The sequence below is a fragment of the Bacillus cereus genome (genome assembly GCF_002561295.1).
Lineage (GTDB): Bacteria > Bacillota > Bacilli > Bacillales > Bacillaceae_G > Bacillus_A > Bacillus_A cereus_S.
This window is the reverse complement of record NZ_NTUG01000002.1, coordinates 36,917-60,595: the sequence shown is the minus strand read 5'-3', so window position 1 is coordinate 60,595 and position 23,679 is coordinate 36,917. Positions and strand designations below refer to the sequence as shown.

The window sequence follows — 23,679 nt, the reverse complement described above, 5'->3', positions numbered from 1 at the left end:
CTGAAAAAGAAGCTAATAAACCAAAACCAGATCAACCAACTGATGGTGAAACGGTTAATACAACACCAGAGAGCCCAACACCTGAAGATAATCCAGCACAATAATAAAAAAAAGAAGTCACCTTCCTCTAACGAGATGGCGACTTCTTTTTTTTAATTATTTCTTTTGCATATAACTTCTCTACTTCTACATACAACTGCTCCAATTGAATATAAGAGTGATAATGATTTGGTTGCTCAACAATAAATGAATAACGTTCTATAAAATTAATTGGTTTTACCTGTAACTCGTCAAACGTATTCTTCATACCCTTTACCCCTGGCACAGATTGTCCATTTAGCCAATATACAATCGATAACAAATGAGCTGCAAAGTGAATCATTGGGTTTCTTGCTTCTTTTCGTTTTCGATCCCGGAAAAGTATCGAGATATCTTCTTTTTTTTCTTTCCACATATCTAATACAGTTGGAATACCTACTTCTATCTCATTCCACGGTTCATATTGTTTCTCTATATCAAATAAGAAATAATGATTTTTTAGCAACTGGATAAAAGATTGATCTTTATGATAGATAATCTTATCTATCTCCCCTTCAAAAAAGGGTATACATCGAAAGTCATTCGGTATTTGTACAACTTGTTCCATCTTTATTATTTCCCCTTCATTCGCTTCTTACCTTCGCGACACACTTCTAGTAGCCGGCATTCTTCACATTGTGGTCGCTGCGCTTTGCAATGATAACGTCCGAAGAAAATCATTCGGTGATGCGTAACTCCCCACTCTTCCATCGGAACTTTCTTCATTAATGTTTTCTCTACCTCTAGTACGGAATCTTTCCAGCGGCAAATCGCTAAGCGTTTACTTACCCGTTCTACATGTGTATCAACAGCGATAGCTGGGATACCAAATGCTACAGAAACCACTACATTGGCAGTTTTTCTACCGACTCCTGGTAGTTTTGTTAGTTCGTCACGATCTTGTGGTACCTCTCCATTATAATCCTCAAGCAACATTCGGCATAATTTTTGAATGTTTTTTGCTTTGTTTCGGTACAATCCAATCGAACGAATATCTTGTTGCAACTCTTCTAAAGACACATTTAAATAATCTTCAGGTGTCTTATATTTTTGAAATAAACTTTTCGTTACTTTATTTACAAGGACATCTGTACATTGTGCAGATAACGCAACCGCAATTACAAGTTCAAATGGATTATCATGATTTAATTCACAATGTGCTTCTGGATACATGTCTGCCATTGTATCTAAGCAATAACGAATTTGTGTCTTATTTAACATACTTCTCCTCCTATATTACTGCTCAAGCCAATTATAAAAGGGCACTTTTCCTGTATATTTTGTCTCTTGTTTTGTTACTTGCTGTGAACGGTTTTGATTTGCTCTAAATTTTCGGCCCTGATCTTGTGCTTGATCAACCGTCTTAATTCCGTTCTTTTTCCATTCAAAGAGAATGCGATCAATATATCGAAAGTTAAGTTTCCCACTCATTACCGATTCTCGAAGGGCTGCTTGAATTAAATTTGGATGATGTTGATCCTGATCTTGCCACATCGCTAACGTTTCACATTCAAAAGGCGATAACGGTCTACCAAATTCCCGTTCAAAAATTGTATATAAATTTACTTGAAGTTGTTTTTGTTCTTCTTTTTCTTCCTCTATTGTTTCATTCATTAAAAAATACAAGATTTTTTCCCAAAGTGGCTGTAATGAATAACTTTCACACATCATCGCTTCCGATTTTTGATTACCTTCTAATGCTAAAAAACCTTTTTGAATTAACGCTTGAATGATTTCCATACATTTCATTTCCGTGATTGTCATTCGTTCCGCAATTTCTGAAGGAGTCGGAAAAGAATTACCCGATTCTAAAAAAGTATGCACATGGAGTACAACCATAAATTCCGTCTCATTTAATCCTAATTGTTTATATTGCATCATAAGTAATTTGGGAATTGCAATGCTTCCTTGTTCAAACCATTGTAACATCATTTTTTTCTTCATGACCATACACCTCGCTTTCTAGTATATCACACCTACTGCAATTTCCTTTTGCCACAATTCGTCAAAAAACCTCCCTATAGATAGGGAGGTCATCTTCATTTGTTTAAAGTAACTTATACATAAAAAATTTTTAAGCCTGTACTTTACTTTTCATAAACGTATGAATTCGCTCTAACGCTTTCTCTAATTGTTCAAGAGATGTCGCATAGGATAAACGAACATTATTTGGTGCGCCGAATCCTGTTCCTGGAACAAGAGCTACTTTCTCTTCTTCTAACAACGCTGTTGCCCACTCATCTACTGTTGTATATCCAGCTAACGTTACAGCTTCTTTTACGTTTGGGAATAAATAAAATGCACCTTGTGGTTTAATACAAGTGAAACCAGGAATTTGAATTAATTTATTATAAATAATGTTTAATCGTTCTTCAAATGCTTGACGCATCATTTCTACAGGCTCTTGTGACCCAGCATATGCAGCAATTGCGCCGTATTGAGCAATTGAAGTAGGGTTTGACGTACTATGACTTGCTAAGTTTGTCATCGCTTTAATAAGCTGCTTATTTCCTGCTGCATAGCCAATACGCCATCCTGTCATAGAATGTGATTTAGATACACCATTAATAATAAGTGTTTGTTCTTTTAATGCATTAGAAAGCTGGGCAATTGAAGTATATTCCACGCCACCATAAACCAATTTCTCATAAATTTCATCAGAAACAATTAAAATGTCGTGCTCTAAACATACTTCTCCAAGCTGCTGTAATTCTTCTTTGCTATAAATCATTCCTGTCGGGTTGCTTGGCGAATTAATAATAACAGCTTTCGTTTTCTCTGTAATTGCCTCACGTAGCTGCTCTGGCTTAATTTTGTACTGATTGTCTTCTAACCCTTCTACATAAACTGGTTCACCACCAGCAAGTTTTACTTGCTCAGGATAACTTACCCAATAAGGAGTTGGGATAATCACTTCATCTCCTTCGTCAAGTAGCACTTGGAACAATGTATAAAGTGCATGCTTCGCACCATTACATACAATAATTTCAGCCTCATCATACGCTAATCCTTGATCACGAGTAAATTTCTGCGCAATTTCTTTTTTTAATGTTGCTAATCCACCAGTCGGTGTATATTTCGTATGTCCTTCTAACATTGCTTTATGTGCGGCATCCATAATGTGTTCTGGCGTATTAAAGTCAGGTTCTCCTGCTCCTAATCCAATTACATCATGTCCTTCAGCTTTTAATGCTTGTGCCTTTGCTGTAATTTCTAAAGTTGCAGACGGTGTTAAAGCAGCTACTCTCTTTGCTAATTTCATTTGTGGTTTCCCCCTACATCTATTTTTCAATGTTATATCGCTTCAAAAACTTACCATCTTGAAATGCAAGATAATAGTAAATATAACGATTTTCATCATCAATATATGTAACTTCCCATAATGGTACATTCTTTTCAGCGCCTAATTTTGCTTTCAGGAATTGTTTTGGTTTCTGCTCTTTAGCAACAATTTGCAAAGCATCTTTTTCAGAAATACCTTCGCTCTGTTTCTTTACCAAAACATCTCCTTTTTTCTCAGGTACCCAAACAATGATTTTTTCCCCTTTTTCATCTACACCCTGTACGACTGTATATGAAGATTCTCCGTTAAAATAATCAACAGAATTTACTTTTGTAAGCTTTGCTTTTTCTTTTGCAATTTCTACAACTTTTGACTCTTTCGGAATTTTCTTTTCCATTGTCGTATTATAAACATGCACCCCATATAATCCAATGGCAACGATAACGATAATGATGGCAAAGATCCACTTTTTCATTGTATCACTACGTTCTATATATCGTAAATACTGCTGTTTCTTTTTCGTTTTCGTCTAATGCCAACCCGAACATGAGGTCCTGTTCTTTTAAAGTGCGGTTCAAACTATCAACAATTTTATATAAATCAGACGAATATTTAATACGCGTCGTTGATAGGACTTCGATTTTTTTCTCCATGAAAGCTCCTCCGTTACACAAAAATTTCTAATTATAGAAGAACGCAATACGGTTACAATAAGAGTACATTCTTTACAACCCCTGCTTCATCACCCATCTATTATAGCAGGACATGTTCAGCAAAAAAAGGGTTCAAATCCAAAACTGAAACATTTGTATACAAGAAGTAAGAAAAATAAATTTCCTCCTACCCACATTCCATACCTGAAGTACATCGTACTTCAGGTATGTTTTTTCTTAGTTACTTTTCCCCCATGCTTACTGATTATAATTCGCTCTATCTTAAAACAATAAAACGCAAAGTACCTTCATCAAAAACAATTGGTAAAAAGCAACTTTCCTGTAAAGAATGTAAACTCTCACTGCATAACATTTCAATTTATTCTTCTAATCGATTCAGCAGTTCTTCTAGCGTTCCTTCATAAAGAGGAACTTTCGGAATAGATTGCATAAATCTTTTTCCATAAAAAGAATTGGTCAAACGACGATCTAACACAAACACTGTCCCAGTATCCGTCATTGTGCGAATTAACCGACCAAATCCCTGCTTAAAGCGAAGAATCGCTTGCGGAAGTGCTAGCTTGGCAAATACATCTTCTCCCTTATTTTTTATCCATTCACTTTTCGCTTCCATCATTGGCTGATTTGGCGGCGTAAACGGCAACCGAACAATAACAAGACAGCTTAATGCATCTCCAGGAATATCAATGCCCTCCCAAAAACTACTTGTGCCTAACAAAATCGACTTATCAAACTCTTGAAATTTCCGAACTAAGCGACTGCGGCTACGATTATGAACACTTTGCGTTAATAATACAAAATCATCTAATTCTTCCGCTTGTTTTAAATTTGTATATGTTGCCTTCAACATCTCATAGGATGTAAATAAAACGAGCATTCGCCCATTTGTTGCTTTAGCAATCTTTTTAATATGGTGTGATATTTCTCTTATATACACATCCTCACTTACTTGTTTAATAAGAGGAACATCTGTCGGAACCATTAATTTTACTTGTTCCTCATAATGAAACGGTGATGGAACTGTTAATGTGTCTGGTGCAAAGTCATATAATCCAAGTTGTTCTTTCATATAATCAAATGTATCATTGACCGTTAACGTCGCCGAAGTAAAAATAACACTTCGTTTTTTTGCTAAAAAATCATCTGCAAACCTTTCTCCTATATGGACGGGTTGTGCATATAACACTGTGGAATGAATTGTACCTTTCGTTTCCGTTTCCATCCAGGTTACACTTGTTGTTTTTTCTAAAATTAGCATGTGCAATGAGTCAACCATCTTACGGAGCAACTCAATTAGATGCATAAATTCACCTGTAATGACTTGCGTTTCCCATTCCACTTTACTTTGTAATACCTCTGCTTGTTTCTCTAATATAATCAGTATTTTTCTTAACTCATATACAAAACGATTTGTTAACTCGGCTATACTTCTCCATAGCTTTCCATCCTCTTGCCCTGCATCATATCGATAAATAAGTGGCATATTATTTGCCCCTTTTTCTTGCTTTGTTTGCTGAAATATAAATGTGCGGAACATTTGAAATAACTCATCCGCGTCGAATTTAATTTCCTTCAATCGATGACTCACCATACGAAAAGTTGAGCGTGACGATTGCTGAGTCTTTTTCATCATTTCATACACCTTTGAGAGCATATCATCCGTTTCTAACGTACCAAAACGCGATAAGATCAATTGAAAATACATACATGAAAATTGCTCTCCAAGTATCCTAGTCGCTGTTTCTTCAATATGATGAGCCTCATCAAAGATAATATGTTCACAAGACGCCAAAAGTGGATCTTCACTAATAAAATCTTGAAATAATAGCGCATGATTTGTAATAACAATATCTGCAAATAATGCTTTGTTTTTTGCTCTTTGATAAAAACAGCGACTAAACCAATTACTTTGCATAGCAACTGGACTATATGTATCACTACAAATACGATCCCACAGTAATTTTCCACCTTCTGGGATATTCAACTCGTCACGATCACCAGTCTCCGTTTGCAGTAACCATACTAAAATTTTTGCTTTCGTAAGCGCAGCATCATAATTCTTCTCTTCTTCTTGCAATGCATATTCAAATTTATGTAAGCAAAGGTAGTGTTTTCTTCCTTTTAAAAGAGCCACTTCGAATGGAAATGGTAATATATTTTGCAATAACGGGATTTCCTTTTCAATCATTTGTTGTTGCAATTGTACCGTTTGCGTACTAATCACAACCGTCTCTTCTTTTTTCTTTGCAAAATAAATGCTTGGGAGCAAATATGCCAGTGTTTTCCCTGTTCCTGTCCCCGCTTCAATCAATGAAAAACGAGAGTCTCTCAGTGCTGTATATACTTCCTTCATCATTCGTTGTTGACTTTCTCTTTTTTCAAAAGTTGGCATCTGTAGCCCAAGCTGCTCCATTGACTTGTTCAAAAAGGCATCAAATTTAGATGAGCAATCTTCACCAATTTCTAATGAATATTTTCGTTTTCGAAGTGCAATATTTCGATATATTTCATATTCCTTAGCACATTCTGTACCAAGCATCACTTTATTTAAAATATTTTCTGAAATGATATTTGCTATATCACTTTGAAATACATCACTTAGCTCATATAAAGATTGTAATGTAACAAGCGGTAATTGTTCTAATTGATTTAGAAATTGTAAAAATAATTCCGCTGTCACAAGAGCATCACTATCCGCACGATGCGGTTGATCATGTTCTAACTCATGTTGTTTTGCTAGATCACGCAATTTATAGCTATCAGCTGTCGGTAATAAGATTTGTGCCAATTCGACCGTATCAATTTTTTGACAGTTCACTTCCCCATATCCAGCTTGTTTTAATTCTTCTTTCAAAAAACTCCAATCAAAGTGAACGTTATGTGCAACAAAATAGGCACCCTGCAACAGTTCAACTATCATCGGCGCTACATCGCAAAATAGCGGGGCTTGTTTCACGAGATCTTCATCAATCCCTGTTAATTCTGTAATAAATGGGGGAATCTCTCTCTCCGGGTTAACAAAAGATGAAAAAATCTCGAGTATCTCTCCATCTTCTACTACAACAGCTGCAACTTGTGTAATTTTGTCCTTCCCATCTTTCCAGGAGTTCCCTGTCGTCTCTAAATCGACAACGACATAACGCTTACTCATATGTAACACCTCAATTTCTTACCTTTCAAACAACAAAAATTCATATATTGTTACTATACCACGTTTTGAATCATCTTAATGAAAAGATGCACAAAATCACCTGATTTCGTCCATGCGGAGAAACAAAAAAGGCCATCCCATTAGGAATAGCCTTTCTGTTTATAAAATTGTACCTGCTTTTTCAGCACCTAACATTTCAATAATTTGATTGTTATCATCTAACACCGCAATTTTTGGTACTTGTTTATATACTTCTTCTCCCGCTACGAGACCGTAACAAATAATAATAACTTTATCTCCAGGTTGTACAAGTCTTGCAGCTGCACCATTTAAACAAACAACACCGCTGCCGCGTTCCCCCTTAATTACATACGTCTCTAAGCGAGCTCCATTATTATTATTTACAATTTGTACTTTTTCATTTTCTACAATCTCCACTGCGTCCATCAAGTCTTCATCAATTGTAATACTACCTACATAATTTAAATTTGCCTCTGTTACAGTCGCTCGGTGTAACTTCGCTCTCATCATTGTGCGAAACATAGATGACTCCTCCTTATTTAACCGTTAATGTAATATTGTCAATTAAACGTGCATTCTCAAACTTCACTGCGATCGCAAGAATGATTCTTCCTTGAATCATTTCTAATTCTGTTAAAGTTGGATACGCATATATGTCCGCATAATCAACAATTCCTTGTGTATGTTTTTCAATATATTCCTTCACAAGACTTGTAACGATTTTTGGATTACGTTCTCCAGTTTCAATTTGTTCCTTCGCTATACATAAGCTACGATATAAATGAGGAGCCTCTGCGCGTTCTCTTTCTGATAAATACACATTTCGAGAGCTTCGCGCTAATCCATCCTCTTCTCTTACGATATCAACAGGCACTATCGTAATTGGAATATTAAAGTCGTTTATAAATCCTTCAATAACTGCAACTTGCTGTGCATCTTTCATGCCAAAGTAAGCACGAGTTGGCATTGTAATATTAAATAGCTTCATCAATACAGTTGCAACACCTGCGAAATGTACTGGTCGCTGCTTTCCACATAACACATCCGTCCGCTTTACAACTTCCACTTTTGTTGTCTGTTCTGCTGGATACATTTCTTCTACACTTGGATAGAATAAGTAGTCAACACCAGCTTCTTTTGCTACTCTTTCATCTCTATCAATATCCCTTGGATAACGATCCAAATCTTCATTTGGTCCAAATTGCAATGGATTTACAAATACACTTAACATAACAACTTCATTTTCTTTTCTTGCTTGACGTAATAAAGTCGCATGTCCTTCATGTAAATAACCCATTGTTGGAACAAAGCCAATTTCCTTCCCACTTGCACGAATTTCACTTGCAACCTGCTGCATCTCTTGTACTGTCGTTATAATCTTCATCATTGTTTTCCCCCGTATAATGCTACATACTCTTCCTCTTTCATTGTGAATGAGTGTTTTTCTTCCGGAAATTGTCCCGTTTTCACTTCAGCAACATATTGCTTGATTCCGCGTACAATCTCTTCTTGAACTGAAGTATATTGCTTCACAAATTTCGGAACACGGCTTACTCCATACGAAATTAAATCATGATAAACAAGTACTTGACCATCTACATCTTTTCCTGCACCAATTCCAATCGTAGGAATCACTAGCTCATCTGATACCATCTTCGCTAACTGCATTGGTACACATTCTAATACAATTGCTATTGCTCCCGCTTCTTCACATTTCTTCGCATCTTCCAATAATTTCTTTGCACTCTCAACATCTTTTCCTTGCACTTTATATCCACCTAATACCCCAACAGATTGTGGTGTTAAGCCAAGATGTGCCACAACAGGAATTCCAGCATTTGTTAAATAATGAATGATTGATACAACTTCGCCTGCACCTTCAACTTTCACTGCATGTGCTCCGCTTTCTTGTACAATACGGCGCGCATTGTGCATCGTTTCTTGCAGTGATACGTGGTAAGACATAAACGGCATATCCGTTACAATAAAAGTCTCCTTTGCTCCGCGGCGTACTGCTTTCGTATGATGAATCATATCATCTACCGTCACTGGAATTGTTGAATCGTATCCAAGTACAACCATTCCAAGCGAATCTCCTACTAAAATCATATCAACTTCCGCTTCTTCTGAAAGCTTTGCAGATGGATAATCATACGCCGTGAGCATCGTGATCGGCTCACCTTTCTCTTTCATTTTCAAAAAATCCGTTGTCGTTTTCAAAAACTACTCCTCCTTTATTCAGGAGAGAGGAGATGGCCGAAATCATATAAAAAACCCCTCTGGCCATAAAAGGGCAGAAGGGTTGTGTTAGTCGGCAAAATTCATCCCTCTGTCCCAGTCCGTTGTTGGATCAAGGCAGAATCCAAATTATTTTTCTTCATCGCTTACAATAATGGTGCAGTTCAATCAGATACTGCCCATATTCGAACTAATTATAGCAAACTAAGAAATAACATTGCTACATTTTTTCGAAAAAATAATTTTCTATCTTATTACGGTATGTGAAATTACATAAAAAAGAAACAATACTACATTACATACAACTGTTATCAATTGTACAAATAAAAAGAAGCTCCAAATTGGAACTTCCCTTTACTTAATTTCTATATCCGCAGAATGAATATGATGAATGTGACCTGTACGATCTTCTAGTATAAGTACACCATCTGCTGTAATCCCTTTTGCTGTACCTGTAATCGTCTCTTTCATCGTTCGAGCTGTAATTTCTTTCCCGATACTTATCGCGTAGCTTTCCCATAAAAGTTTAATAACCGAGAAACCATTCTTTATATATTCTTCATATAATTTTTCCATCTGTAAAAAAATCTGTTGCATAAGTTCCGCTCGCACAATTGGCTTTCCAGATTCAATCGCTAAAGATGTTGCAATTTCTTTAATATCATCTGCAAAATGTTCTTTGCTTTGGTTTGCATTAATTCCAATTCCCATAATAACTGCATTAATTTTGTCTGGATCAGCCTGCATCTCTGTTAAAATACCAACAGCCTTTTTCCCTTCAATCAAAATATCATTAGGCCATTTAATTCCAACATTCACACCTATACATTTTTCAATCGCTTGTGCCACACTAACAGCTGCTAATAAAGTCAGCTGAGGGGCATGATGAACAGGAATAGCTGGACGTAAAATAATACTCATCCAGATGCCCGTTCCTTTTGGTGAATGCCATTTTCTACTCAAGCGACCGCGGCCAGCTGTTTGTTCTTCCGCAACGACAATCGTTCCCTCAGCTGCCCCTTCATATGCAAGTTTTGCAGCAATATGCTGCGTAGACTCTACAGATTCTTCAAAATAGACCGTTCGCCCTATAAATTCTGTCTGTAAACCTAATTGAATTTCATTCGATGTTACTTTATCTGGCTTACTAGCAATCCGATAGCCAAGGCGGCGCACAGCTTCTAATTCATACCCTTCACTTCGAAGGTCCTCCATATGCTTCCAAACAGCTGTTCTTGAGCAGCCGAGCTTGTCACTAATTGTTTGACCAGATACAAACTCTCCATCTGCTTCAGAAAAAACTTGTAATAATTGTTTTCTTATAGTAGATTGCACCCGTGTAGCCACTCCCTTATTTTCTCTTTCTTATTTTCTAATCGTTCTTGTAAAATTTCTTCTTCAATCTTTTGCAAAACTTCTGACACCCATGGTCCTGGCGTTTTTTCTGTCCAACCTAACAAATCATTGCCACTTATTTTCATTTCCTGACGATTGTGAATGGATAATGAATCAAATAATGATTGCACATGATTTACAAAAGACATATCATATTTTTTTATAATAACTTGATATACTCTTTCAGCCATTAACGCAGTAGGCAAACTTGTTTTGTATAAAAAGACTGCATCCCAATGCTTTGTTTTTCTAGCGCGAATTGCTAATAGAACAGCAACAATATCTTTTATTTTTTTATTGGAAAATTTCCACTGACGCAAAAATACAGATGGATGTTCTTCTCCGATGCAATGTAGGAAAAATGCCCAAGCCTCAATATCAGTTTCAAAATAACCCCAGTTATATTGTGTAGCTTCTAAAAGCCTCTCTTCGGACATTTGTAAATATGGTAAGTGGGTAAATAATTTTGTCTCTACGAGCTCCTGGAGCCCTTTTACACAACATGTACCTGTCAATAACTTTTCAAACTCAACTGTAATTCGTTCAATCGCTATATGTTCTAGTAAGTGCCCATACTTTTCAATTGCCTGCTTCGTTTTTTCCTCCAAAGAAAATCCTAATGTGCTCACAAAACGAATACCGCGCATCATGCGTAATGCGTCTTCTTGAAAACGATCTGCCGCATTCCCGACTGTTGCAATCTCTTGTTTACGAATGGCTTCTTGCCCAGAGAACAAATCAATAATTGCTCCTTCTTCATTCATCGCAATCGCATTCATAGTAAAATCTCGGCGTTTTAAATCTTCCTCTAATGAACGAACAAACTGAACACTACTTGGTCTACGAAAATCTTCATAATCACTCTCTGTTCGGAACGTTGTCACTTCATAGGGAACGCCTTCTTGAACAACGATAACCGTACCATGTTCAAGACCTACAGGGACATGTCTTGGGAATAAGTGCATCACTTCGTCTGGAAGAGCTGATGTTGCAATATCAATATCACCAATTGGTCTATTAATAATGAAATCACGTACACTTCCTCCAACAAAATATGCCTCATGCCCATGTTTTTTCAATATCTCAATAATTGCTCCAGCTTGTTTAAATCGTTTCATTTTTGTCATTCCTTAGTATGTCATAATAAATCGCCTCATATTGTGAAACGATATTTTCTGAACGAAATTGCTCATATACAGCTTCCATCGCTTGCTCTGCCATATTTTGGTGAAGCTTTTTATTCTTAAATAGTTGAATCGCTTGTTTAGCTACTCCAAGCGGATCACCAACTTCGCATATATATCCTGTTTCACCATGTTTAATAACCTCTGGAATGCCCCCAACCCGTGTTCCAATACATGGCACACCACAAGCCATCGCTTCTAGTAAAACAAGACCAAAACTTTCTTTCTCAGATAAAAGTAACATTAAATCACTCATAGCAAGAAGTTCTGCAACATTATCTTGTTTTCCTAAAAATAAAACATGTTCTTCAATATGTAGGCTTTTCACCAACTGTAAAATTGTACAAAATTCTGGCCCATCACCAACAAGTAATAATTTTGCATCCACTTCTTTTACAATTTTTGCAAATGACTGGACAACATCTTGTACTCGCTTGACCTTGCGAAAATTCGAAATATGAATGAGTACCTTTTCATCCTCACGTATGCCATACTCTTTTTTTAGTTGGGACATATCTCGTTTAAAATAAACACGTTCATCGATAAAATTATATACGGCCTGAATTTCTTTGTTTGGCTTTACAAGTTCATTCGTTTCTTGAATTAATGAGTGAGATACAGCTGTCACAACATCAGATTGTTCAATACCAAAGCGGATTAAATTATTTAGTGACGGATCTGATCCAAGTACGGTAATATCCGTTCCATGCAACGTTGTAACAATCTTAATCTTGTCTCCAATCATTTGTTTCGCTAAATATGCACAAATGGCATGCGGTATTGCATAATGCACATGTAAAATATCAAGGTTTTCTCTCTGTGCAACTTCCGCCATTTTACTTGCTAACGCTAAATCATAAGGTGGATATTGAAAGACAGAATATTGATTTACCGTTACTTCGTGAAAGTAAATGTTTGGATATACTTTATTTAATCGGAATGGAACACCTGATGTAATAAAATGAATCTCGTGACCGCGTTCCGCTAGTTGTTTTCCAAGTTCCGTTCCCACTACTCCAGAACCACCGACAGAAGGATAACATGTAATACCTATTTTCAATTTCATTTACATCCCCCTATTAAATCAGCATGTAATAAAACTGGCTTTTTACTCATAAACCCTTCGGCATACATAACTCCAACTTCTTTTCCAAACATTTTCTCACGAGCGATTACCGTTTCAACATATCCTTCGGTTAAAGGCGTCTTCACACCATCACTTCCAGTTGTAAACTGACTTTCATACGCTTCTAGTGCTGCCACCTTTTTAGAAAGCTGTTCACTAATATCTATACAGAAATTCGGCTTATGAAAACCATTTATCATATAATAATAAAAAGATTGTACTCGATGCGGTGGTATTTCTGGCATATATTTGCGAACACCCGCTGAAAATACAGCTTCTTCCACCAGTTTTGCACAATTTGCATGATCTGGATGACGATCTTCATAGTATGGTGCAAAAATTAGCGTTGGCTTATATGTACGAATAATCTTTACGATTTCACGTATATGCTCTTCTTTTATATACAAACCACGGTCTGGCATTGCTAAATTAATTCGCGTTTCAACTCCCATAATACGAGCAGCTTCCTGCGCCTCTTTTTTTCTTAATTCTACCGTTCCGTTGGAAGACAAATCAGCTTCCGTTAAATCACAAATGCCAACTTTATATCCTTGTTTCGTATATTTTACAATGGTGCCCGCCATGCCGATTTCAACATCATCGGCATGAGCACCAAACGCTAATATATGTAATCCACTCATAGTTGTTCCCCTCATTTTCTTAACTTTCGATAGTCCAAATCTCCCCGGTCTAATGCATGCATTAACATTTCAGCACTTGCCATGTTCGTTGCAAGTGGAATTGCATACACATCACACAAACGAAGCAATGCATTTACATCTGGTTCATGTGGTTGTGATGTTAGCGGATCTCGGAAGAAAATTACCATATCTAAATCATTTTTTGCAATCATTGCACCAATCTCTTGGTCCCCTCCAAGAGGACCAGATTGATATCTTGTAACAGCGAGTCCAGTTGCCTCCATAATGCGTAGCCCGGTTGTTCCCGTCGCAAAAAGTTCATGTTGTTCAAAAATTGGTGTATATGCGTATGCAAACGAAACCATGTCATTTTTCTTTTTGTCATGTGCAATTAAAGCAATTTTCATCCGTTTTCTCTCTCCTTAGTCGATGATATTCTCTAAACCGTATACAAGATGATCAAGATTCATTACTGTTTCAATAGATAATTTTACTCCAGACATAAATGAAGCTCGGTTAAATGAGTCATGACGAACTGTTAGCATCTGTCCATCTCCGCCGAATAATACTTCCTGATGTGCAATCAGCCCTGGTAAACGTACGCTATGAATATGAATCCCATCCACATTCGCACCACGTGCTCCTTTTAATTGTTCTGTTTCATTTGGATGACCTTGTTGTTTTGGCTGGCGATTTTGACGAATTAAATCTACCGTTTTTACAGCTGTACCTGATGGTGCGTCTAATTTTTGATCGTGATGCAATTCAATCACTTCAACATCTTGGAAATATTTCGCTGCCATTTGAGAAAATTTCATCATAAGTACTGCACCAATTGCAAAATTCGGAGCAATAATCGTACCGACTTGTTTTTCTTTTGCAGTATCTGTCAAATGCTGAAGTTCTTCTTCTGTAAACCCTGTCGTACCGATAACTGAGCGAAGACCATGCTCAACTGCAAGTGTAACATGCTTTTTTCCGATTTCTGGAGTCGTTAAATCTAGTAATACATCTGCTTCCACGTCATTTAAACAAGTATGTAAATCAGCATAGATTGGTGTATCTAACGCAGGCATTCCAGGAAGATTAGAAATTTTTTCCCCACCATGCTTATAATCAACTGCCGCCACTAATTGAAAATGTGGCGTTCTTTCCATAAGAAGCACTGCCTCATGTCCCATACGTCCTCTTGGTCCTGCAATAATTACTTTAATATCTTTCATTATTCGTTCTCTCCCTCTTCAATACGTGTCCAGCGATCTTTATCACGTGTATTAAATTTATTCATCACAATGTCATGTGCTGTTTCTAAATCAATATGTAAGCTATTTGCCATGCAAATCATAACAAATAATACATCTCCAAGTTCTTCTTCAATTGTTCGTTCTTTTTCAGTCGTTTTCTTCGGCTTCTCACCGTAATAGTGATTCACTTCTCTCGCGAGTTCACCCATCTCTTCTGTTAGGCGAGCCATCATTGCAAGCGGGCTAAAATAACCTTCTTTAAATTGACTAATATATGCATCTACTTCCTTCTGCATATCTTTCATCGTTTTTTGTTCCATGTATGTTCACCTCTAATCCTTCCTCTTTCATGTTAGCCAATTCATCGCAATTTGACAAATATTATTCCTCTTTCATCCCTATTTGCCACGTTTTTTTGGATAGACTATAATTAAAGTGAAACTTTCTTTTGCAAACATTCTTCCTGCAAAAGATTAATTGAACCAATCGGGCTCTTACAGATGGTCCGATCTTTCTTCTTGGCTTTTTCTTCTACCAGCCGTTTGAGCGGGGTAAAGTGAAACTTTCTTTTGCAAATGCTTTTCTTGCAAAAGATTAGTTGAACCAATCGGGCTCTTACGGATGGTCTGCTCTTTCTTCTTGGCTTTTTCTTCTATCAGCCGTTTGAGCGGGGTAAAATGAAACTTTCTTTTGCAGACGTTCTTCCTGCAAAAAGTTACTTCTTACCAATTACAACCATACAAGTGACATACTATTCTTAATTTTCTTCTTCGCCATGAGCTATTTCAGCGGAACGAAGTAACACTTACATATTAGGGGGCTTGCTACATGAAAACTAACTTAAAAATTCGAAACATTATATTTATTTTGCTTGGTTCCGCTATTTTCTCTTTTGGTATCGTTAATATTAATATTGAAAACCATTTAGCAGAAGGTGGATTTACAGGCATTACGCTATTATTATATTTTCTATTTTCACTCGACCCCTCTTATACAAACTTAATCTTAAACATCCCAATCTTTTTCGTCGGTTGGAAATTGCTTGGTCGAACAACTTTCCTGTATACATTAATTGGAACATTTAGCGTCTCCTTATTTCTATGGATTTTCCAGCGTTACGAATCACTAAATCTACATTTAAACTTACAAAACGATATGACATTAGCGGCATTGTTCGCTGGAGCATTTATCGGGATTGGACTCGGAATTATATTTAAATATGGAGGAACCACTGGTGGTGTCGATATTATCGCCCGATTAGCACATAAGTATATAGGCTGGAGTATGGGAAAAACAATGTTTATGTTTGATGCTGTTGTCATCATCGTTTCCATTCTTACATATTTATCTTATCGCGAAGGCATGTATACATTAGTTGCTGTCTTTATTGGTGCCAAAGTCATTGACTTCATGCAAGAAGGGGCATATGCAGCGAAAGGAGCTACCATTATTTCTGACAAAAATGACGAAATTGCTGCCAAAATTTTATCCGAAATGGAGCGTGGTGCAACTTTCTTGAAAGCAGTTGGTTCCTATACAAAGATCGAACGAAATGTACTCTATTGTGTTGTTGCGAAAAATGAAATCGTAAAACTAAAAAACATTATTACTTCTGTAGATCCCCATGCATTTGTTGCAGTGAGTGACGTACATGATGTTGTCGGCGAAGGGTTTACATTAGATGAGAATAAAAATCCGTTACATAATTAGCTACGTGGATCCTTCTCCTTCAATTATAAATTTGTACCTAGAAAAGCTTTCACAACTAAATAAGCTTTTCTAGGTGTTTTACAATTCTACTATATGTACTCCCTCAACTTTTCTAAATCCTCATAAATCAAATCCAATAAACTTCTATTATAAAAAATGGAAGCAGGATGAAATGTCGGGAAAATATTAAATACCTTCTCAGTCCATATAAAATCTGTACTTTGATTATTTTTCAATCTTTGTATTGGCTGCTGCAATAATTGTCCATGCACATCAGTAATCTTTTTATTTGGTCCCACTAAACGCTTTAATGCAATATTTCCAAGTGTCACAATAACTGGTGCTTGCACATGTTCCATCTCATAATCTAATAAAGGAGCATGCACAAGTATTTCCCTCTGATTGGGAGTGCGATTATATTTCTTTTGAACGACTTGTCCACTCCGCTCTCTTTTCTCCCTCCATTTATAAGGCCTACTACGCACAGCACTCGTAATATATACTTCCTCCCTTGTAAGGCCAATCCGTTCTAAAAATCCCATTAACTCCTTACCTGCTCTACCGCTAAATGGAATCCCGTTATGGATTTCAGTTTCTCCAGGTGCTTCTCCAACAAGCATTAGTTTTGATTTTTTGGGACCTTGTCCACATAAAAAACCCTCTAATGCATAATTAACACTACGCTCTCTCACCTGCTCCACTAACGAATCTGGATATTTCATTTTCATCACCTTCACTCATGGTCACTTTCCCTATACTTCTTATTATAACTTTCTCCCTAAAATTCATTACGCTCTCTTTTCTCCTTTAAAATCCCTAAATAGATTTCAAAACAAAAAGACTATCGAAATCGATAGTCTTTAGTCATCGCTACGTTGCATACCTGTGTAAACTAATACGAGACGAAGTAGTTCAAATACTGCTACCGCCGCCGCTGCCACATATGTTAATGCTGCCGCATTCAATACTTTACGAGCTTGCCCATATTCATCTGTCGATACAATTCCTAGTGCTTCAATTTGCTGCATCGCACGTTTTGAAGCATCAAACTCAACCGGTAATGTAACAAGTTGGAAAACTACACCTGCTGCCATTAAAACGATTCCTAATAACAACAATTTTGACATCGTCGCAAATATACCAATCATAATAAACACCCATGACATATTCGATCCGAAGTTTGCAACCGGAACTAAAGAATGGCGAAAACGCATAAATTTATAATCTTTCGCATCTTGAATCGCATGCCCTACTTCATGGGCTGCTACAGCTGTTCCAGCAACTGAATGACCATAATAGTTATCAGTTGACAAACGAACCGTTTTAGCCGTTGGATCATAGTGATCTGACAAATGTCCTGGCGTTTCTTCTACAGCTACGTTATATAAACCATTTTCATCTAAAATTTTTCGAGCTACTTCCGCTCCTGTCATACCCGATGTTGAATACACTTGTGAATACTTACTATAAGCACTGCGTACTTTTGATTGTGCATACAACGGTATGATCATAATGATCGCGAAATAAACCAAGTAAAAACCCATCATGAACCTCCATTGAAGTCGTAATTATTAGTACTTCTCATTTTATTTTCTTCTTTACACATTGTCAATAAAGAAACCTTACAATCCATATCTAAATTCGTAGCCTTATTGGTTTTTAGAATGTATCCCGCTCGTACGTTTTGCTTTCTCTCCCTTATACTTTCTCCAACCGACGTATGTTAATGTAAAGAAAATAAGTCCACCTGTAATTGTCATAAACCATATGAGAGAAGAATCCACTTCATCTTTTTTTGCTGTTTGAAATATTTTTTGTAAATCTCCTTTTATAATCCCTAATTGCGTTTGCCCGCTTTTATTTTTTAACATAACGTTACGGAATTCATCCAAATACGATAGATGGGCATTTACACGCTGTGATTGATTTTCTGGCAACGCAATCATTAAACTTGGATAAATCACACCAAATTCATGTAAAAATGTATTTAGCGATTGTTGGAATCGTTCATCATCTTCTATTTGAAGCGCTTTCTCTACTTTAGCAAAAGCCCCCATAACACGCCCTTCTCTTTCTACCCAAAGCGGTTGATACTTAGACACTTCCGCATCCACCACCAATTGTAATGCCAATACATCATCTATCTTTATTTGACGGTCTACACTTTCTTCCTCAAGTGATTGTTGCGCTTTGTCGTACGCTAAAGAAATGACTCGAAAATGCATAGATGCTAGTTTATTCTCTTTTTGATTCTCTCGTAATACAAACTGCTCTGAGAAATGCTGTAATACTTGCGTTGCTTTCTCATATTCTTCTTGTTTTACAAGTTGTAAAGAATCGTCTAATAACCCCGTCAGCTCTTTCCATTCTTCAGCATATATACGTACTGGAAACAATATAATCAAACACGCTATCATTCGAATTAAGGCTCTCTTCATTCCGGTCCCCCCTATAACTACTAGTACAAAATATGTTAAGGTGGACAAGAATAGAACAGAGCAAGGTTGAAAAATATTTTATACCGCTATTTTAAGGCAGGAAGACTTCCACCTCACAATTCTGCAGTTAGGTGAGAGATTAAAGAAACCTCACTTAAAGGTTTTCTTTATGAACTAAGATGGTTCATAGAAGCTCTTTCCTTTTTTCGTAAATAACGATACGCAAAATAACAAATAGCGCTACCGCATAAAATGAATAACAAAATGGCACATGCTGCATGCATGAAAAATTGTTCTGGTAACATGAGAATAACGGGATCCTTTTCGCTATCAAACTGCCAATAATCATTACTAAAAAGAAGTTTATGAAATAAAACAAAACTCTTTTCAAAATTAATTATAATAGGTAAAACAAGCGCAATCGGAAATATAATAGTCAAAATTGCGCCATGTAATAAAAATCTCACTTTTCGTTTACGTAATAAATACCACCCGCCCAATAAAGCAACCACAAGCGCCATACACATTCCATATTGAATGTTCACTAAAATATTTTTCACATCAACAAAATGAACCCTTCCATTTGTTGACATATCCAATGTAGGAAACTGTAATGCACCTTGGTAAAAAGGAGAGAGATACGTAATTAGTGCATCATAATTTTTCTTGATCTCCAGCTCTGTCATATTAGCCAAATCTGGTATATTTAAAAAGTTTATATCTGCATAATATAACCATTTTCCGTATACAACAATTGTAGTTGCAAGTGCAAAAATAAAAAATGCTATACAATACGCAACAATAGAATTTATAAAACTATCTAGCACTCTTACCCCTAGCTTATTTTGCTTCATTTATTTTCCCCAATTCTTTATTTAAATTCATAGCGAAAACTGCTTTCGATTCCCTCTCAAGCAACAATAGTATGTAATAGCTAGCACAACAATACTTAGCCAAAATGTAAAATAACCGATTTGTTCCACAAACAAATGCATAATACCATATCTCGGCATTTGCCAAAACAAATAATCAATTACATCATTATGTAACGTCCATATACTCACCACAATAAAATGCCATTTTTTTATACGATAAAACGGAGCATACAGTAAACCTTGCACAGCCATTGCAAAATGAGAAAGCACCAACATGTAACCCATAAACCCAAGGTCGCCCTTAACCATAAACATAATAGCATTTACAACAACAGCCCATATACCATATTTCATTAAGGAAACGATTGCAAAAGCTTCTATTAATCCCCAATTTTTATTGTATAAAAAGGCCAGTAACACAAAAACAAAAAAGAAACTTGCCATCGGACTATCAGGAACAAATGGCCAAAATATAAATGAAGTATCTAGCAGTTGATCTCCATACCAAATAAATCCGTATATTGTCCCTAAAATGTTAATAATAAGTAAGCATAATAAAACGGAACGCTGCCTTAATACAGCATACAAATAAGCCAATCTATCTGTACAACACCTTTCAAATATAGTAGTTCTTTATTATATAAATACGCATTGAAAGACCGACATAAACCTTTTCTTTTAGGCGGGAGAGAGCATCCGCTCATGGGTAGGAGCGGTCAGTTCCTTTTCCCGCCCCATTCCGCGTGAAAACAGAAAGTCAAAATGAGTAGGGAAATTCTTTTGTTTTCATAACCGCGACTTATATGCCGGAAACTTAAAATGGATATATATATTATACCAAACTTTTTCTTCTAAATAGAAAAGCTGACTACAAAAATTGTAGTCAGCCCTCTCTTATTTTTTATTATATTTTGCAATAAATTCCGAAAGTTTCTTCAATTCTTCATCCGTGCCTTTAAATACTCCTTTAGGCATTGCACCTTTTCCATCTTTCGCAATCTTTGCAATTTCATCTGGTTTTAACGTTAAGTTTTGCAGTGCTGGCGCTGCAGCACCACCTTGTAAGTTATCACCATGACATGTTAAACATGTATTTTTTTGTACAAGTTTATAACCTTCTTCGTTTTTATCAACTTGAACCGTTTTAACAATCGCACCTTGTTTTTTTGCAGCATCCCAATCGTGATGCACCACAGATTCCCATGTTAAAAAGATAATAGAAGCAATTGCTAGAAGCATAAATCCAGTTGCAACCGGACGTTTCAATGGACGTCTTTCAGGACCTCGATCTAAAAATGGAGCTAACAGCAATGCACCAAATGCAATCCCTGGCATAATAAATGCGCCAATTACAGTAAACGGACCTGATGCATAGGAGTATTTTAACAATTGATATAAAAATAAGAAGTACCAGTCTGGAAGTGGTATATATCCCGCATCCGTAGGATCCGCCATTCTCTCAAGTGGTGACGGGTGCGCCACCGTCAAGCATAAATAACCGATTAAAAAAACCGCACCAACCATCCATTCTTTCAATAAGAAGTTCGGCCAAAATGCTTCGGTTTTCCCTGGATATTCAGAATAATCTTTCGGAATATTCGGTTTACGTGCAACAGGTACTCGTGAATCTCCCACAAACTTCATCCCTTTGCCGCGATGCATAATCTCCCTCCTTCAATTCAGTTTTTCTCCCATTCTTTCAAATTAGCAATCTCTTATAGCGGACCTGAAATACCTTGTTTGCGAATCATGATGAAGTGGAAGGCCATTAAGCCTAGAAGTGCTGCTGGTAAGAAGAAGACGTGAATAGCAAAGAAGCGAGTTAATGTTTGAGCACCGACAATTTCGGAATGACCAGCAAGTAATGTTTTAATATAAGGGCCGATAAGCGGTGTTTGCTCCGCGATTTGAATCCCTACTTTTGTTGCAAATAAAGCTTTCATATCCCATGGTAATAAATATCCGGTAAAACCAAGACCTAACATAACAAAGAAAATAAGAACACCGACAATCCAGTTTAATTCACGAGGTTTCTTATATGCACCTTGGAAGAAAACTCTAAGGGTATGTAAAAACATCATTACAATTACAAGACTAGCGCCCCAATGGTGCATACCGCGAACAATTTGTCCATATGCAACTTCATTTTGTAAATAATAAACGGATTCCCAAGCATTTTTAATATCAGGTACATAATACATTGTTAAAAACATACCTGATAAAATTTGAATGACAGTAACAAAAAACGTTAATCCCCCAAAGCAATAGACAAATGCTGAAAAGTGATGCGCTGGGTTTACATGTTCTGGCACTTCATGGTCTGCAATATCACGCCATATCGGTGTAATATCCAGCCTCTCGTCCACCCAATCATAAATTTTATTTAGCATCTATTTCGCACCCCCTTGTGGCTTTGCTTTACCTAGATAAAGCGTACCATCCTTTACTTTTGCATCATACAAATCAAGCGGTGCAAGCGGTGGAGTTCCCTTCACATTCTTACCATCTTTCGTATAACGCCCCGCATGACAAGGACAAAAGAATTGATTTGGATGACTCTTGTCCGAATTCCAGTTTACCGTACATCCTAAATGTTTACACACCGGAGAGAGCGCTACAATGTCGCCGCTTTCATTTTTATACACCCATGCCGATTTTGGTTCTTCTGACTTATACCAACCATCAACTTGTTTCACTTTAAAGTCGAAGCGTTTTGGTTCTGTCGTAACCTCTTTAACTTGCGCAACAGCAACCATATCCCCCACTGCCTCTTTCCTTAAAACTGGATCAAGTGCAAAGCGCGTCATCGGCATTAAAATCCCAGCTGCCATAAATCCCCCCACACCTGTAAGTGTGTAATTTAAAAATTGTCTTCTTGACACACGATGTTCTTTCTCGCTCACGAAAATTTCCCCCCTCTATCAGAAATTGTCCCCCCGTGACAAAACAGTATAAAAATAAAAACTAGGACACTATCATGATATAATACCCACATGCGCAGGTCAATATCATACTACTCATAATCATAAGAACTATCTGCTTATTTTTTATTTTCCCATTTTTCAGTCAATAATTCCATTATATTTTTTATATGCGCATGAATCACTTCTCTTTTCGCCTGATCACTAAATTCCTCTAGCGATAAAGCTGGTAACCAAAATAAATGTCCTTGTAATGCGGTTCCTCCCTCTTTCCACGCAAAGTCACTTGTAACATAAGCAATATGTTTCAATCCTTGCTCTTGCAAATGCCTTGTCCAACTTTGCAAACGTTCTTGCTCCTCCTGTTGTTGTTCCGCTAAATAAGTAAACGAGGGCAACAAAAACACTCTTCCTTTATATTCTCTTTCTAGCTCCATACTTAAAATTTCAATAAATTCTCCTTGTGCTACAACACTCTTCATTTCTTTCGCTACGGAAATAGAAAGAAGGGGGATAATACAAGTATCCACATACTCTCTAGCTTGTTCAAATTGTTCTACATCTTTTACAGCCCATTTCACCATACATTCCCTCCTTTGCATATAATCCCACTCTAAATGACAGAACTTTCACTTTATATATATTAAACCATACTAAAACAGGTAAAAAAAGAAAAACTACCTAATATAGGTAGTTTTTC

At 36.7% G+C, this 23,679-nt stretch carries 27 protein-coding genes; 1 reads left to right on the top strand and 26 read right to left on the bottom strand.

What is annotated here, in order from left to right; genetic code table 11:
- Window positions 1-127: 127 nt before the first annotated feature.
- The 17 genes from CN373_RS00885 to CN373_RS00800 all read right to left on the bottom strand — a co-directional run bounded on the left by CN373_RS00885 (window position 128) and on the right by CN373_RS00800 (window position 15,355).
- Window positions 128-646, bottom strand: coding sequence for a YpoC family protein (locus CN373_RS00885; RefSeq protein ID WP_098358629.1), 519 nt, complete (start codon window positions 644-646; stop codon window positions 128-130).
- A gap of 5 nt (window positions 647-651) precedes the next feature.
- Window positions 652-1,299 (bottom strand): endonuclease III, encoded by a 648-nt coding sequence (nth, locus tag CN373_RS00880; RefSeq protein ID WP_000933032.1) that lies wholly within the window; start codon window positions 1,297-1,299, stop codon window positions 652-654.
- Between the two features lie 15 nt (window positions 1,300-1,314).
- Window positions 1,315-2,022: a DNA replication protein DnaD gene (dnaD, locus tag CN373_RS00875; RefSeq protein ID WP_000728553.1), complete on the bottom strand. Its 708-nt coding sequence runs from the start codon at window positions 2,020-2,022 to the stop codon at window positions 1,315-1,317.
- Window positions 2,023-2,152: 130 nt separating this feature from the next.
- On the bottom strand, window positions 2,153-3,340 hold the full coding sequence (gene aspB / locus CN373_RS00870; RefSeq protein WP_000761543.1) for an aspartate transaminase AspB: 1,188 nt from the start codon (window positions 3,338-3,340) through the stop codon (window positions 2,153-2,155).
- A gap of 19 nt (window positions 3,341-3,359) precedes the next feature.
- Window positions 3,360-3,836: a DUF5590 domain-containing protein gene (locus CN373_RS00865; protein ID WP_000758734.1), complete on the bottom strand. Its 477-nt coding sequence runs from the start codon at window positions 3,834-3,836 to the stop codon at window positions 3,360-3,362.
- A 7-nt stretch (window positions 3,837-3,843) separates the two neighbouring features.
- Window positions 3,844-4,014 carry a YpmA family protein gene (locus tag CN373_RS00860; RefSeq protein WP_000412180.1) on the bottom strand — a complete coding sequence of 57 codons (171 nt, stop codon included), beginning with the start codon at window positions 4,012-4,014 and terminating at the stop codon, window positions 3,844-3,846.
- Window positions 4,015-4,393: 379 nt separating this feature from the next.
- Window positions 4,394-7,186, bottom strand: a complete 2,793-nt coding sequence (gene dinG / locus CN373_RS00855; protein WP_098358628.1) for an ATP-dependent DNA helicase DinG — start codon at window positions 7,184-7,186, stop codon at window positions 4,394-4,396.
- A gap of 159 nt (window positions 7,187-7,345) precedes the next feature.
- Entirely contained in the window at window positions 7,346-7,729 is a 384-nt protein-coding gene (gene panD, locus CN373_RS00850; RefSeq protein ID WP_000490174.1) for an aspartate 1-decarboxylase, read from the bottom strand.
- 13 nt (window positions 7,730-7,742) lie between these two features.
- Window positions 7,743-8,591: a pantoate--beta-alanine ligase gene (panC, locus tag CN373_RS00845; protein WP_002056280.1), complete on the bottom strand. Its 849-nt coding sequence runs from the start codon at window positions 8,589-8,591 to the stop codon at window positions 7,743-7,745.
- Window positions 8,591-9,427, bottom strand: a complete 837-nt coding sequence (gene panB / locus CN373_RS00840; protein ID WP_098358627.1) for a 3-methyl-2-oxobutanoate hydroxymethyltransferase — start codon at window positions 9,425-9,427, stop codon at window positions 8,591-8,593. Before panB ends, panC begins: the two co-directional genes overlap by 1 nt.
- 372 nt (window positions 9,428-9,799) lie before the next feature.
- Window positions 9,800-10,780 carry a biotin--[acetyl-CoA-carboxylase] ligase gene (locus tag CN373_RS00830; protein ID WP_098358626.1) on the bottom strand — a complete coding sequence of 327 codons (981 nt, stop codon included), beginning with the start codon at window positions 10,778-10,780 and terminating at the stop codon, window positions 9,800-9,802.
- Window positions 10,765-11,958, bottom strand: a complete 1,194-nt coding sequence (locus CN373_RS00825; RefSeq protein ID WP_098358625.1) for a CCA tRNA nucleotidyltransferase — start codon at window positions 11,956-11,958, stop codon at window positions 10,765-10,767. The genes CN373_RS00830 and CN373_RS00825 overlap by 16 nt, the downstream gene beginning before the upstream one ends.
- Window positions 11,945-13,090: an N-acetyl-alpha-D-glucosaminyl L-malate synthase BshA gene (gene bshA / locus CN373_RS00820; protein ID WP_000768320.1), complete on the bottom strand. Its 1,146-nt coding sequence runs from the start codon at window positions 13,088-13,090 to the stop codon at window positions 11,945-11,947. Before bshA ends, CN373_RS00825 begins: the two co-directional genes overlap by 14 nt.
- A complete protein-coding gene (gene bshB1, locus CN373_RS00815) occupies window positions 13,087-13,791 on the bottom strand; it encodes a bacillithiol biosynthesis deacetylase BshB1 (protein ID WP_000015678.1) in 705 nt (234 codons plus the stop codon). Before bshB1 ends, bshA begins: the two co-directional genes overlap by 4 nt.
- 11 nt (window positions 13,792-13,802) lie before the next feature.
- Window positions 13,803-14,198: a methylglyoxal synthase gene (gene mgsA / locus CN373_RS00810; RefSeq protein WP_000684769.1), complete on the bottom strand. Its 396-nt coding sequence runs from the start codon at window positions 14,196-14,198 to the stop codon at window positions 13,803-13,805.
- A gap of 15 nt (window positions 14,199-14,213) precedes the next feature.
- Window positions 14,214-15,014, bottom strand: coding sequence for a 4-hydroxy-tetrahydrodipicolinate reductase (gene dapB / locus CN373_RS00805; protein ID WP_098358624.1), 801 nt, complete (start codon window positions 15,012-15,014; stop codon window positions 14,214-14,216).
- Entirely contained in the window at window positions 15,014-15,355 is a 342-nt protein-coding gene (locus tag CN373_RS00800; RefSeq protein WP_000436086.1) for a nucleotide pyrophosphohydrolase, read from the bottom strand. The genes dapB and CN373_RS00800 overlap by 1 nt, the downstream gene beginning before the upstream one ends.
- Before the next feature lie 508 nt (window positions 15,356-15,863).
- Between CN373_RS00800 and CN373_RS00795 the strand changes: the two genes are divergently transcribed.
- On the top strand, window positions 15,864-16,745 hold the full coding sequence (locus tag CN373_RS00795; RefSeq protein WP_000856250.1) for a YitT family protein: 882 nt from the start codon (window positions 15,864-15,866) through the stop codon (window positions 16,743-16,745).
- 89 nt (window positions 16,746-16,834) lie between these two features.
- Here CN373_RS00795 and CN373_RS00790 read toward each other — a convergent pair whose 3' ends face one another.
- From CN373_RS00790 to CN373_RS00750, 9 genes are all read right to left on the bottom strand, one after another.
- Entirely contained in the window at window positions 16,835-17,467 is a 633-nt protein-coding gene (locus CN373_RS00790) for a uracil-DNA glycosylase (RefSeq protein ID WP_000876883.1), read from the bottom strand.
- Between the two features lie 138 nt (window positions 17,468-17,605).
- On the bottom strand, window positions 17,606-18,289 hold the full coding sequence (locus CN373_RS00785) for a zinc metallopeptidase (protein ID WP_098358623.1): 684 nt from the start codon (window positions 18,287-18,289) through the stop codon (window positions 17,606-17,608).
- Window positions 18,290-18,394: 105 nt separating this feature from the next.
- Window positions 18,395-19,183 (bottom strand): sporulation protein YpjB, encoded by a 789-nt coding sequence (ypjB, locus tag CN373_RS00780; RefSeq protein ID WP_000816795.1) that lies wholly within the window; start codon window positions 19,181-19,183, stop codon window positions 18,395-18,397.
- A gap of 167 nt (window positions 19,184-19,350) precedes the next feature.
- Window positions 19,351-20,037, bottom strand: a complete 687-nt coding sequence (locus tag CN373_RS00775) for a TIGR01906 family membrane protein (RefSeq protein ID WP_000812407.1) — start codon at window positions 20,035-20,037, stop codon at window positions 19,351-19,353.
- A gap of 27 nt (window positions 20,038-20,064) precedes the next feature.
- A complete protein-coding gene (locus tag CN373_RS00770; RefSeq protein ID WP_000323858.1) occupies window positions 20,065-20,655 on the bottom strand; it encodes a DUF1405 domain-containing protein in 591 nt (196 codons plus the stop codon).
- Window positions 20,656-20,952: 297 nt separating this feature from the next.
- On the bottom strand, window positions 20,953-21,720 hold the full coding sequence (gene qcrC, locus CN373_RS00765; RefSeq protein WP_098358622.1) for a menaquinol-cytochrome c reductase cytochrome b/c subunit: 768 nt from the start codon (window positions 21,718-21,720) through the stop codon (window positions 20,953-20,955).
- Between the two features lie 53 nt (window positions 21,721-21,773).
- Window positions 21,774-22,448: a menaquinol-cytochrome c reductase cytochrome b subunit gene (gene qcrB / locus CN373_RS00760; RefSeq protein ID WP_000932700.1), complete on the bottom strand. Its 675-nt coding sequence runs from the start codon at window positions 22,446-22,448 to the stop codon at window positions 21,774-21,776.
- On the bottom strand, window positions 22,449-22,961 hold the full coding sequence (locus CN373_RS00755; protein ID WP_001290425.1) for a ubiquinol-cytochrome c reductase iron-sulfur subunit: 513 nt from the start codon (window positions 22,959-22,961) through the stop codon (window positions 22,449-22,451).
- A gap of 137 nt (window positions 22,962-23,098) precedes the next feature.
- Entirely contained in the window at window positions 23,099-23,560 is a 462-nt protein-coding gene (locus tag CN373_RS00750; RefSeq protein WP_098358719.1) for a YpiF family protein, read from the bottom strand.
- Window positions 23,561-23,679 lie beyond the last annotated feature (119 nt).